Annotated in this window: 10 protein-coding genes and 1 pseudogene; all 11 read left to right on the top strand. The window is 73.2% G+C overall.

Translation table 11 applies throughout. The features are described 5' to 3' along the window. The first annotated feature begins 3 nt into the window (after nucleotides 1-3). Nucleotides 4-1,167, top strand: a complete 1,164-nt coding sequence (carA, locus tag ACGFNF_RS09555) for a glutamine-hydrolyzing carbamoyl-phosphate synthase small subunit (RefSeq protein WP_357579329.1) — start codon at nucleotides 4-6, stop codon at nucleotides 1,165-1,167. Beyond that, a complete protein-coding gene (gene carB, locus ACGFNF_RS09550) occupies nucleotides 1,160-4,570 on the top strand; it encodes a carbamoyl-phosphate synthase large subunit (RefSeq protein ID WP_357579330.1) in 3,411 nt (1,136 codons plus the stop codon). Before carA ends, carB begins: the two co-directional genes overlap by 8 nt. 112 nt (nucleotides 4,571-4,682) lie before the next feature. Beyond that, complete coding sequence (locus ACGFNF_RS09545) at nucleotides 4,683-5,702, top strand: quinone-dependent dihydroorotate dehydrogenase (RefSeq protein ID WP_357579331.1); 1,020 nt, start codon at nucleotides 4,683-4,685, stop codon at nucleotides 5,700-5,702. Next, on the top strand, nucleotides 5,699-6,973 hold the full coding sequence (locus ACGFNF_RS09540) for an adenosylmethionine--8-amino-7-oxononanoate transaminase (protein ID WP_357579332.1): 1,275 nt from the start codon (nucleotides 5,699-5,701) through the stop codon (nucleotides 6,971-6,973). The genes ACGFNF_RS09545 and ACGFNF_RS09540 overlap by 4 nt, the downstream gene beginning before the upstream one ends. Nucleotides 6,974-7,081: 108 nt before the next feature. After that, nucleotides 7,082-7,921, top strand: a complete 840-nt coding sequence (gene pyrF, locus ACGFNF_RS09535) for an orotidine-5'-phosphate decarboxylase (RefSeq protein WP_357579333.1) — start codon at nucleotides 7,082-7,084, stop codon at nucleotides 7,919-7,921. A gap of 175 nt (nucleotides 7,922-8,096) precedes the next feature. Next, nucleotides 8,097-8,414 carry an integration host factor, actinobacterial type gene (mihF, locus tag ACGFNF_RS09530; protein WP_007458370.1) on the top strand — a complete coding sequence of 106 codons (318 nt, stop codon included), beginning with the start codon at nucleotides 8,097-8,099 and terminating at the stop codon, nucleotides 8,412-8,414. Nucleotides 8,415-8,439: 25 nt separating this feature from the next. Beyond that, a complete protein-coding gene (locus ACGFNF_RS09525; RefSeq protein WP_357579334.1) occupies nucleotides 8,440-8,973 on the top strand; it encodes a guanylate kinase in 534 nt (177 codons plus the stop codon). A gap of 46 nt (nucleotides 8,974-9,019) precedes the next feature. Next, the gene (gene rpoZ / locus ACGFNF_RS09520) at nucleotides 9,020-9,283 is read left to right on the top strand and encodes a DNA-directed RNA polymerase subunit omega (protein ID WP_007075826.1); all 264 of its coding nucleotides are present in this window, start codon (nucleotides 9,020-9,022) and stop codon (nucleotides 9,281-9,283) included. Nucleotides 9,284-9,297: 14 nt separating this feature from the next. Then, complete coding sequence (gene coaBC, locus ACGFNF_RS09515; RefSeq protein ID WP_357579335.1) at nucleotides 9,298-10,506, top strand: bifunctional phosphopantothenoylcysteine decarboxylase/phosphopantothenate--cysteine ligase CoaBC; 1,209 nt, start codon at nucleotides 9,298-9,300, stop codon at nucleotides 10,504-10,506. Between the two features lie 88 nt (nucleotides 10,507-10,594). Next, nucleotides 10,595-11,788, top strand: a complete 1,194-nt coding sequence (gene metK / locus ACGFNF_RS09510; protein ID WP_091632919.1) for a methionine adenosyltransferase — start codon at nucleotides 10,595-10,597, stop codon at nucleotides 11,786-11,788. Nucleotides 11,789-11,859: 71 nt separating this feature from the next. Beyond that, nucleotides 11,860-12,298, top strand: a pseudogene (locus ACGFNF_RS09505) (primosomal protein N'); the annotation flags it as partial.

Raw genomic sequence — 12,298 nt, 5'->3', positions numbered from 1 at the left:
AGCGTGACGAAGCGGAGGCCCGCGATCCTCGTGCTGGAGGACGGGCGCACGTTCCACGGTGAGGCGTACGGCAGCGTCGGGGAGACCTTCGGCGAGGCGGTCTTCAACACCGGCATGACCGGCTACCAGGAGACGTTGACCGACCCGTCCTACCACCGTCAGGTGGTGGTGCAGACCGCCCCGCACATCGGCAACACGGGCGTCAACGGCGAGGACGACGAGTCGGGCCGCATCTGGGTTGCCGGCTACGTGGTCCGCGACCCGGCCCGGATCGGCTCGAACTGGCGGGCCACCGGCGGGCTGGAGGAGCGGCTGGCCGCCGAGGGCGTGGTCGGCGTCAGCGGCGTGGACACCCGGGCGCTGACCCGGCACCTGCGCGAGCGCGGCGCCATGCGGGTCGGCATCTCCAGCATCGAGACCGACCCACGGGCGCTGCTGGCCCGGGTGCGGCAGGCCCCGGAGATGGTCGGCGCGGACCTCTCCGCCGAGGTCACCACCGAGAAGCCGTACGTGGTCCAGGCCGAGGGCGAGCACCGGTTCACGGTCGCCGCGCTGGACCTGGGCATCAAGCGCAACGTCCCGCGCCGGCTCGCCGCCCGCGGGGTCACCACGCACGTGCTCCCGGCCGGCTCCACCATCGACGACCTGCTCGCCACCGGCGCGGACGCGGTCTTCTTCTCGCCCGGCCCGGGCGACCCGGCCACCGCCGACGCGCCGGTGGCCCTGGCGCGGGAGGTGCTCAGCCGCAGGATTCCGCTCTTCGGCATCTGCTTCGGCAGCCAGATCCTCGGCCGGGCGCTCGGCTTCGGCACCTACAAGCTCGGCTACGGCCACCGGGGCATCAACCAGCCGGTGCTCGACCGGGTCACCGGCAAGGTCGAGGTGACCAGCCACAACCACGGCTTCGCCGTCCAGGTGCCGGGCGCCGTGGCCGGGGCGGTCGTCCCCGACCAGGTGATCGAGACCGAGTTCGGTGGCGTCCAGGTGTCACACGTCTGCCTCAATGACAACGTGGTCGAGGGGCTGCGGGCGAAGGACGTGCCCGCCTTCACCGTCCAGTACCACCCGGAGGCGGCGGCCGGCCCGCACGACGCGGACTACCTCTTCGACCGCTTCGCCGAGCTCATCGAGGGCCGGACCCAGAGCGAGGGGCGCACACATGCCTAAGCGGACCGATCTCAAGCACATCCTGGTGATCGGCTCCGGGCCGATCGTGATCGGGCAGGCCTGCGAGTTCGACTACTCCGGCACCCAGGCCTGCCGGGTGCTGCGCAGCGAGGGGATCCGGGTCAGCCTGGTCAACTCGAACCCGGCGACGATCATGACGGACCCCGAGTTCGCCGACGCCACGTACGTCGAACCGATCACCCCGGAGTTCGTCGAGCTGGTGATCGCCAAGGAGCGCCCCGACGCGATCCTGCCCACCCTCGGCGGGCAGACCGCGCTGAACACCGCCGTCGCCCTGCACGAGGCCGGCGTGCTCGACAAGTACGGCGTGGAGCTGATCGGCGCCAACATCGAGGCGATCAACCGCGGCGAGGACCGGCAGCTGTTCAAGGACATCGTCGCCAAGGCCGGCGTACGCCTGGGTGTCGACGACCCGGCGGGCCTGGTGCCCCGCTCCCGGGTCTGCCACTCGATGGCGGAGGTCGAGGCGACGGTCGCCGAGCTGGGCCTGCCGGTGGTGATCCGGCCGTCGTTCACCATGGGCGGCCTCGGCTCCGGCATGGCGCACACCCCGGAGGACCTGGCGCGCATCGCTGGCGACGGGCTGACCGCCAGCCCGGTGCACGAGGTGCTCATCGAGGAGAGCGTGCTCGGCTGGAAGGAGTACGAGCTCGAACTGATGCGCGACCGGCACGACAACGTCGTGGTGGTCTGCTCGATCGAGAACGTCGACCCGATGGGCGTGCACACCGGCGACAGCGTCACCGTCGCCCCGGCCATGACGCTCACCGACCGCGAGTACCAGCGGCTGCGCGACCTGGGCATCGCGGTGCTGCGCGAGGTCGGGGTGGACACCGGGGGCTGCAACATCCAGTTCGCCGTGAACCCGGCCGACGGCCGGATCGTGGTGATCGAGATGAACCCCCGGGTGTCCCGGTCGTCGGCGCTGGCCTCGAAGGCCACCGGCTTCCCGATCGCGAAGATCGCCGCGAAGCTGGCCATCGGCTACACCCTCGACGAGATCCCCAACGACATCACCCTGAAGACCCCGGCGGCGTTCGAGCCGACCCTGGACTACGTGGTGGTGAAGATCCCCCGGTTCGCGTTCGAGAAGTTCCCGGGCGCCGACCCGGAGCTGACCACGACCATGAAGTCCGTCGGCGAGGCGATGAGCCTGGGCCGCAACTTCAGCGAGGCGCTGAACAAGGCGATGCGGTCGCTGGAGACGAAGGCGGGCGGGTTCTGGACCGTGCCGGACCCGGCCGGCGCGACGAAGGAGAACACCCTCGACGCGCTGCGGATGCCGCACGACGGCCGGCTCTACACCGTCGAGCGGGCGCTGCGCCTCGGCGCGTCGATCGCCGAGGTCACCGCCGCGTCGGGCGGGATCGACCCCTGGTTCCTGGACCAGATCGCCGCCCTCGTCGAGCTGCGCGCGGAGATCGTGGACGCCCCGGTGCTCGACGCCGAGCTGCTGCGCCGGGCCAAGCGGGCCGGCCTGTCGGACCGGCAGCTGGCCGCGCTGCGTCCGGAACTGGCCGCCGAGGACGGCGTACGGACGCTGCGGCACCGCCTCGACGTCCGCCCGGTCTACAAGACGGTGGACACCTGCGCCGCCGAGTTCGAGGCGACCACGCCCTACCACTACTCGACGTACGACCAGGAGACGGAGGTCGTGCCGTCGGCCCGGCCGAAGGTGATGATCCTGGGTTCCGGGCCGAACCGGATCGGCCAGGGCATCGAGTTCGACTACTCGTGCGTGCACGCGGTGCAGGCGCTGCGGAGCGCGCCGGTCGGCACCGCCGTCCCGGCCGCCGCGGGCGCGGGTTCCGCCTCCGGCGCTGCGGGTGCCGGTTTCGAGACCGTCATGGTCAACTGCAACCCGGAGACCGTCTCCACCGACTACGACACCGCCGACCGGCTCTACTTCGAGCCGCTCACCTTCGAGGACGTGCTGGAGGTCTGGCACGCCGAGGACTCCTCCGGCAGGGCGGCCGGCGGGCCGGGCGTGGTCGGGGTGATCGTCCAGCTCGGCGGGCAGACCCCGCTGGGCCTGGCGCAGCGGCTGAAGGACGCGGGTGTGCCGGTCGTCGGCACCTCGCCGGAGTCGATCCACCTGGCCGAGGAGCGGGGCGCGTTCGGGGCGGTGCTGGCCCGGGCCGGACTGCGCGCGCCGGCGCACGGCATGGCCACCTCGTACGACGAGGCGAAGGCGATCGCCGACGAGATCGGCTACCCGGTGCTGGTCCGGCCGTCGTACGTGCTGGGCGGGCGGGGCATGGAGATCGTCTACGACGACGCCACGCTGCGTGACTACATCGGGCGGGCCACGGAGATCTCCCCGGACCACCCGGTGCTGGTCGACCGGTTCCTCGACGACGCCATCGAGATCGACGTGGACGCGCTCTGCGACGCCGACGGGGAGGTCTACCTCGGCGGGGTCATGGAGCACATCGAGGAGGCCGGCATCCACTCCGGCGACTCGTCCTGCGCGCTGCCGCCGATCACCCTGGCGGGCTCGCACGTGGCCCAGGTGCGCCGCTACACCGAGGCGATCGCCCGGGGCGTCGGCGTGCGGGGCCTGCTCAACGTGCAGTACGCCCTGAAGGACGACGTGCTCTACGTGCTGGAGGCGAACCCGCGCGCGTCCCGGACGGTGCCCTTCGTCTCCAAGGCGACGGCGGTGCCGCTGGCGAAGGCGGCGGCCCGGATCGCGCTGGGCGCCACCATCGCCGAGCTGCGCGCCGAGGGGCTGCTCCCGGCGACCGGGGACGGCGGTTCGCTGCCGGCCGGCGCCCCGATCGCGGTCAAGGAGGCGGTGCTGCCGTTCAAGCGGTTCCGCACCCCGACCGGCAAGGGCGTGGACTCGCTGCTCGGCCCGGAGATGAAGTCCACCGGCGAGGTGATGGGCATCGACACCGCCTTCGGGCACGCCTTCGCCAAGTCGCAGTCGGCCGCGTACGGTTCGCTGCCGACCGCCGGGAAGATCTTCGTCTCGGTCGCCAACCGGGACAAGCGCGGCATGATCTTCCCGATCAAGCGCCTGGCCGACCTGGGGTTCGAGATCGTCGCCACCACCGGCACGGCGGAGGTACTGCGCCGGCACGGCATCGCCTGCGAGCAGATCCGCAAGCACTACGAGTCCGGCGGGGGCGAGGACGCGGTGTCGCTGATCCTCGGCGGCGACGTGGCGCTGGTGATCAACACTCCGCAGGGCTCGGGCGCGAGCGCCCGTTCGGACGGCTACGAGATCCGCAGTGCCGCCGTCACGGCGGACATCCCGTGCATCACCACGGTGCCGGGCGCGGCGGCGGCGGTGATGGGCATCGAGGCGCGAATCCGGGGCGACATGCAGGTCCGCCCGCTCCAGGAGCTGCACGCCGCCCTCCGAGCCGCCGAATGACCCCCCACCGCTCCCACCCCCACCCCCGCCCGTACGCGTTGATCATGAAGTTGTTGCCAGCCGGCACGGCGTGTCGCGGCGATAACTTCATGATCAACGGGGGTGGTCGGTCGTGATGTTCGAGCGGGTGGTCCGGCCGGGGTTGTTCCGGATCGGCGGCGGGGACGCCGAGGCGGCGCACGAGTGGACGCTGCGGCGGCTGGCGGGGTTGTCCCGCCGGCCGGCGGCGCTTGGGGTGTTGCGGGCCCGGTACGCCGTGCGGGCGCCGCGCACGGTGTTCGGCGTCGGGTTTCCCAACCCGGTGGGGCTGGCCGCCGGGATGGACAAGGACGGCGCGGCCCTGCCGGCCTGGCCGGCGCTCGGCTTCGGCTTCGTCGAGGTCGGCACGGTCACCGCGCACCCACAGCCGGGTAATCCCCGGCCCCGGCTGTTCCGGCTGCCCGGCAGCGAGGCCGTGGTGAACCGGATGGGCTTCAACAACGCCGGCGCCGAGGCCCTGGCGGCCCGGCTCGCGGCGCTGCCGCGCCCGATCGGCGTGCCGCTGGGCATCTCGCTGGGCAAGTCCAAGGTGACCCCGCTGGACGAGGCGGTGGCGGACTACCAGGCGTCCTACCGGGCGCTGCGCGGGCACGGCGACTACTTCGCGGTCAACGTTTCCTCGCCGAACACCCCCGGGCTGCGCTCCCTGCAGGACCGGGCGCACCTGGACGCCATCCTGGCGGCGCTGGTGGGGGAGAAGCCGGTGCTGGTGAAGATCGCCCCGGACCTCACCGAGCCGGCGATCGCCGAGCTGCTGGAGGTCTGCCTGGCCCGGGGCGCGGCCGGGGTGATCGCCACCAACACCACGCTGGCCCGCGACGGCCTCGCCCCGGCGGACCGGGCGCGCGGCGCGGAGACCGGCGGCCTGTCGGGTCGCCCGCTCGCCGACCGCGCCCGCGAGGTGGTCGCCTTCGTGCACCGGGAGGCCGGCGGGCGGCTGCCGGTGATCGGCGTCGGGGGCATCGTGGACCCGGACGCGGCGGCCCGGATGTTCGACGCCGGCGCCGCCCTGGTGCAGCTCTACACCGGCTTCATCTATCGCGGCCCGGACCTGGTCCGTGCCGCCGCCCGCGCCACGGGGACGGGCGGGTGACCCCCGCGGAGGTCCTGGCCGCCGACCGCGCGCACGTGTGGCACCCGTACGCGGCCCTGCCGCCGGCGAGCGCGCCCTACGTGGTGGAGAGCGCGGCGGGCGTACGGCTGCGGCTGGCCGACGGCCGGGAGCTCGTCGACGGGATGTCGTCGTGGTGGGCGGCGATCCACGGCTACCGGCACCCGGTGCTCGACGCGGCCGTGACCGACCAGCTCGGCCGGATGAGCCACGTGATGTTCGGCGGGCTCACCCACGAGCCCGCGGTCCGCCTGGCGGCCACCCTGGTCGAGCTGGCCCCGGACGGGCTGGAGCACGTCTTCCTGGCCGACTCCGGCTCGGTCGGCGTCGAGGTCGCGATCAAGATGTGCCTGCAGTACCAACGCGCTACCGGCCGGCCGGAGCGCCGCCGGCTGGGCACCTGGCGGGGCGGCTACCACGGCGACACGTTCCACCCGATGAGCGTCTGCGACCCCGAGGGCGGCATGCACCACCTCTGGGGCGACGTGCTGCCCCGGCAGGTCTTCGCCCCCGTGCCGCCCGGCGGCTTCGACACCCCGCCCGAGCCGGCCTACGAGGCGGCCCTGGTGGAGGCGGTCGAGCGGCACGCCCACGAGCTGGCCGCGGTCGTCGTGGAGCCGGTGGTCCAGGGCGCCGGCGGGATGCGCTTCCACCACCCGCACTACCTGCGGGTGCTGCGCGAGGTGACCCGGGCGCACGGCGTGCTGCTGATCTTCGACGAGATCGCCACCGGCTTCGGCCGCACGGGCACGATGTTCGCCGCCGAGCACGCCGGGGTGGTGCCCGACGTGATGTGCGTGGGCAAGGCGCTCACCGGCGGGTACCTGACGCTGGCCGCCACGCTCTGCACGGCGCAGGTCGCCCGGGGCATCTCCGCCGGCGGGGTGCTGGCGCACGGCCCGACGTTCATGGGCAACCCGCTGGCCTGTGCGGTCGCCAACGCCTCCCTCGGCCTGCTGCGGGCCGGCGACTGGGCGGGGCGGGTGGCGGGGGTGCAGGCGGGCCTGCGGGCCGGCCTGGAGCCGTTGCGCGGCGCCCCGGGGGTGGCCGACGTGCGGGTGCTCGGGGCGATCGGCGTGGTCCAGCTGGACCACGAGGTGGACCTGCCCGCCGCCACCGCCGCGGCGGTCGCGGAGGGGGTCTGGCTGCGGCCGTTCCGCGACCTGGTCTACACCATGCCGCCGTACGTCACCGACGACGCCGACCTGGCCCGGATCGCCGCCGGGGTCGCCGCCGCGGTGCGGGCCGGCTGAGCCGCCGGTCACGGTCCGGCAGGAGTACGCGGGCGCACGCGCCGCCCGCGACAGGAGCGTGCCCCGGCGGCGGACGCCCTGGGGTGCCGAGGAGAGGGAGAGAACCGGATGGAAAGCTTCGGCGCCCGCCTGCACCGGGCCGTCAGCGAGCGGGGTCCGCTCTGCGTCGGCATCGACCCGCACCCGGGGCTGCTGGCCCGCTGGGGGCTCGACGACGACATCCGGGGGCTTGACCGGTTCGCCCGGACGGTCACGGACGCCCTCGGTGACCGGGTCGCGGTGATCAAGCCCCAGTCGGCCTTTTTCGAGCGGTTCGGCTCGAAAGGTATCGCGATTCTTGAGTCAACTATCCGACAGTTACGCGATGCCGGCTCGCTCGTTCTGCTGGACGTCAAGCGCGGCGACATCGGCTCGACCGTCGCCGCGTACGCCTCGGCGTACCTCGATCCATCCAGCCCGGTCCATGTGGACGCGGTGACCGCGAGCCCGTACCTCGGTGTCGGCGCGCTCGCGCCGATGTTCGAACTGGCCGCCGAGCACGGCGGCGGGGTCTTCGTGCTGGCGCTCACCTCCAACCCCGAGGGCGCCGCCGTGCAGCGCGCGCGCACCGCCGACGGACGCACCGTCGCGCAGGCCGTGATCGACGAGATTTCCCAGCTCAACGCGGGTGCGCAGCCGCTCGGCAGCGTCGGACTTGTGGTCGGCGCGACCATCGGCGACACCGGTCACGACCTGTCCGCCGTGAACGGTCCGCTGCTCGCTCCGGGCCTCGGGGCGCAGGGCGCCACGGCGGCCGATCTGCGCGTCGTCTTCGGCTCCGCCCTGCCCGCGGTGCTGCCCTCGTACTCCCGCGAGGTGCTGGGCGCGGGCCCGGATCCGGACGCGCTGCGGGCCGCCGCCGACCGCGCCCTGACCGGCTGCCGGGCCGCCCTCGCCGCTGGTGACTGACTGACGGCTCGGTCACCTTTGTGAAGATCATCGCGCGTCCACGTTGCCGAATGCGCCGTCGACCGCTAGTTTTCCCCGCGCTGGGAACCACGGACCCCTTGGTTCACAGCGACACCACGTTTCACAGATGCGGCGGTGCGTCCCGCCCGTCGCGATAGGGACCTGAGGAGAACTGGTGCCGCTCCCGTCACTGACCCCCGAACAGCGCGCTGCCGCGCTGGAGAAGGCCGCGGAGATCCGCAAGGCCCGTGCTGAGCTGAAGGAGCAGCTCAAGCAGGGCAAGACCACCCTCGGAGCCGTCCTCGAGCGTGCCGAGTCCGACGACGTCGTCGGCAAGCTCAAGGTCTCCGCCGTGCTGCAGGCGATGCCGGGTATCGGCAAGATCCGGGCCACCCAGATCATGGAGAAGCTCAAGATCGCCGACAGCCGTCGCCTGCGTGGCCTCGGCGAGCAGCAGCGCAAGGCACTGCTTGGAGAGTTCGCCGCCAACTGAGGCTGGCTGCGTGTAGAAACAAGCAGTGAGCACGGATGACGAGGCGCGCCCGGCGGCTCGGCTCACTGTCCTGGCGGGGCCTTCGGGCTCCGGCACGGAGAGTGTCGTCGAGCGCGTCCGGGCGCGTTCTCCGTCCGTGTGGGTTCCGGTGCCGGCCACCACGCGATCCCGCCGGGAGAGCGAACTGGACGGCGTCGACCGGCTCTTCCTGACCCCCGCCGGGTTCGACCGGATGGTCGCCGCCGGGGAGCTGCTGGAGTGGAGCCGGGCCGGGCCGTACCGGCGCGGCACCCCCCTCGAACCGTTGCGCGCCCGGCTCGCCGCCGGGCAGCCGGTGCTGATCGGCCTCGACCTGGCCGGCGCGCTGCTGGTCCGGGCGGTGCTGCCCGACGCCCGGCTGGTGCTGCTGCACCCGCCGGGGCGCCTCCCCCCGCAGGTCACGCCGGCCGCCTTCGAACACACCCTCGCGCACGACCACACCGGGCGGGTCGTCGACGAGCTGGTAGGCTTGTCCGGTTCTTCTTTCCTGGCTCCGGCGCCACCGCGGATACGCGGTTGACCGCCAGCACCGCCAAGCGCGGTGCGATAGACGCAGAGGTTAATTCGTGGGATCCATCGCAAACCCCGAAGGCATCACCAACCCGCCGATCGACGAGCTCCTCGAGAAGACGACCTCGAAGTACGCGCTGGTGATCTTCGCCGCCAAGCGCGCGCGCCAGGTCAACGCCTACTACAGCCAGCTCGGTGAGGGTCTGCTGGAATACGTCGGCCCGCTGGTCGAGACCACGCCGCAGGAGAAGCCCCTCTCCATCGCCATGCGCGAGATCAACGCGGGCCTGCTCACCGCCGAGCCGACCGACCAGCCGTAATCCGCCCCGCGTCGATGTCCCCCCGGATCGTCCTCGGGGTCGGCGGTGGCATCGCCGCCTACAAGGCGTGCGAGCTGCTGCGGCTCTTCACCGAGTCGGGCCACCAGGTCCGGGTCGTGCCGACCGCGTCGGCGTTGCGCTTCGTCGGAGCCCCGACCTGGGCGGCGCTCTCCGGTCAGCCCGTCGCCGACGACGTCTGGTCGGACGTGCACGAGGTGCCGCACGTCCGGCTCGGTCAGCAGGCCGACCTGGTGGTGGTCGCGCCGGCCACCGCCGACCTGCTGGCCAAGGCCGCCCACGGCCTCGCCGACGACCTGCTCACCAACACGCTGCTGACCGCCCGCTGCCCGGTCGTGCTGGCCCCGGCCATGCACACCGAGATGTGGGAGCACCCGGCCACCGTCGCCAACGTCGCGACGCTGCGCTCCCGGGGCGTGCGCGTCGTCGAGCCCGCCGTCGGCCGGCTCACCGGCGCCGACACCGGCAAGGGCCGGCTGCCCGACCCGGCGGAGATCTTCGCGGTCGCCCGCCGGGCCCTCGCGCGGGGCGTCGGGGCCCCCGCCGACCTCGCCGGGCGGCACGTGGTGGTGACCGCCGGCGGCACCCGCGAGCCCCTCGACCCGGTCCGCTTCCTGGGCAACCGCTCCTCGGGCAAGCAGGGCTACGCCTTCGCCCGCTGCGCCGTGGCCCGGGGCGCCCGGGTCACCCTGATCTCGGCCAACGTCTCGCTGTCCGACCCCGCCGGCGTCGACCTGGTCCGCGTCGGCACCACGGCCGAGCTGCGCGACGCCACGCTCGCGGCGGCGGCCGACGCCGACGCGGTGGTGATGGCGGCGGCTCCGGCCGATTTCCGCCCCGCGACCTACGCGCCTGGCAAAATCAAGAAGTCGGACGACGGCAGCGCGCCCACCATCGAGCTCGTCACCAACCCGGACATCGCGGCCGAGCTGGGCCGGCGCCGTCGACCGGAGCAGGTGCTGGTGGTGTTCGCCGCGGAGACGGGCGACGCCGAGGCCAACGGCCGGGCCAAGCTCGCCCGCAAGCGGGCGGACCTCGTCGTGATCAACGAGGTCGGGTCCGACAAGGTCTTCGGCGCCGAGACCAACGCGGCGACGGTCATCGGCGCGGACGGTTCGGTCAGCCGGATGCCCGAGCGGTCCAAGGAGGACCTCGCCGACGGCGTCTGGGATCTCGTGGTGGCCCGGTTGCCCGGCCGTTCCTGACGGCTGGAAACGGGCACGACCGAAGAGGCCAGGCTCTGACGCGGATGACTACACTGCCGCGGAACGACTTCCACAATTTAGGAGTGCCGTGACACGCCGCCTCTTCACTTCCGAATCGGTCACGGAAGGCCACCCGGACAAGATCGCCGACCAGATCAGCGACGGCATCCTCGACGCCCTGCTCGCCGAGGACCCCCGCAGCCGCGTCGCCGTGGAGACCCTGATCACCACCGGTCAGGTGCACATCGCGGGCGAGGTGACCACCAAGGCGTACGCCGACATCCCGACCATCGTCCGCCGGACCATCCTCGACATCGGCTACGACTCGTCGAAGAAGGGCTTCGACGGCGCCTCGTGCGGCGTCAGCGTCTCCATCGGCGCCCAGTCCGAGGACATCGCGCAGGGCGTCGACAACGCCTTCGAGCTGCGTACCGGGGCGTCGGAGAGCGCGCTGGACGCCCAGGGCGCCGGCGACCAGGGCATGATGTTCGGCTTCGCCTGCTCTGAGACGCCGGAGCTGATGCCGCTGCCGATCGCCCTGGCGCACCGGCTGGCCCGGCGGCTCTCCCAGGTCCGCAAGGACGGCACGATCCCGTACCTGCGCCCCGACGGCAAGACCCAGGTCACGATCGAGTACGAGGGGCTGCGCCCCGTCCGGCTCAACACGGTCGTCGTCTCCAGCCAGCACGCGGCGGACATCTCGCTGGACTCGCTGCTCACCCCCGACGTGCGCGAGCACGTCATCGCCCCGGAGTTGGAGAGCCTCGGGCTCGACACCGAGGGCTACCGGCTGCTGGTCAACCCGACCGGCCGGTTCGAGATCGGCGGGCCGATGGGCGACGCCGGCCTGACCGGCCGCAAGATCATCGTCGACACCTACGGCGGCTACGCCCGGCACGGCGGCGGCGCGTTCTCCGGCAAGGACCCGTCGAAGGTGGACCGCTCGGCGGCGTACGCGACCCGCTGGGTGGCCAAGAACGTGGTCGCCGCCGGCCTGGCCGAGCGGTGCGAGGTCCAGGTCGCGTACGCGATCGGCAAGGCCCACCCGGTCAGCCTCTTCGTCGAGACGTTCGGCACCGAGACCGTGCCGGTCGCCTCGATCGAGAAGGCCGTCTCCGAGGTCTTCGACCTGCGCCCGGCCGCCATCATCCGGGACCTGAACCTGCTCCGCCCGATCTACCAGCAGACCGCCGCCTACGGCCACTTCGGCCGGGAGCTGCCGGACCTGACCTGGGAGAGCACCGACCGGGCCGCCGACCTCAAGTCGGCCGCGGGAGCCTGACCGGCACCAGGCGCAGCGACCGGCGACCCGCGGACGGGTCGCCGGTCGCTCGTGTCTGCGTCGACGTCCCCCTGGCCCACCTGGACCGCCCGTTCGACTACCTCGTCCCGGCCGAGCTGGACGCCGACGCCGTCCCCGGCGTACGCGTGAAGGTCCGCTTCGCGGGGCAGCTCGTCGACGGCTGGCTGCTGGAGCGGGCCGACGACTCGGGGCACACCGGCCGGCTGGCGTACCTGGAGAAGGTCGTCTCGCCCGAGCCGGTGCTCGCGCCGGAGGTCGCCCGGCTGGCCCGGGCGGTCGCGGACCGCTACGCCGGCAACCTCGCCGACGTGCTCCGCCTCGCCGTCCCGCCCCGGCACGCCCGGGTGGAGAAGGACGTCCGCGCCCGCGCCGCCGTCGCCGACGAGAGCCCCGCCGTCGCCGACGAGAGCCCCGCCGTCGCCGACGAGAGCCCCGCCGTCGCCGACGAGAGCCCCGCCGTCGCCGACGAGAGCCCCGCCGTCGCCGACG

This window comes from Micromonospora sp. NPDC048868 (assembly GCF_043198195.1).
Taxonomy (GTDB): Bacteria; Actinomycetota; Actinomycetes; order Mycobacteriales; family Micromonosporaceae; genus Micromonospora; species Micromonospora reichwaldensis.
Note: the sequence above shows the minus strand (reverse complement) of the source record. Positions and strands in the feature narration are given on the sequence as shown.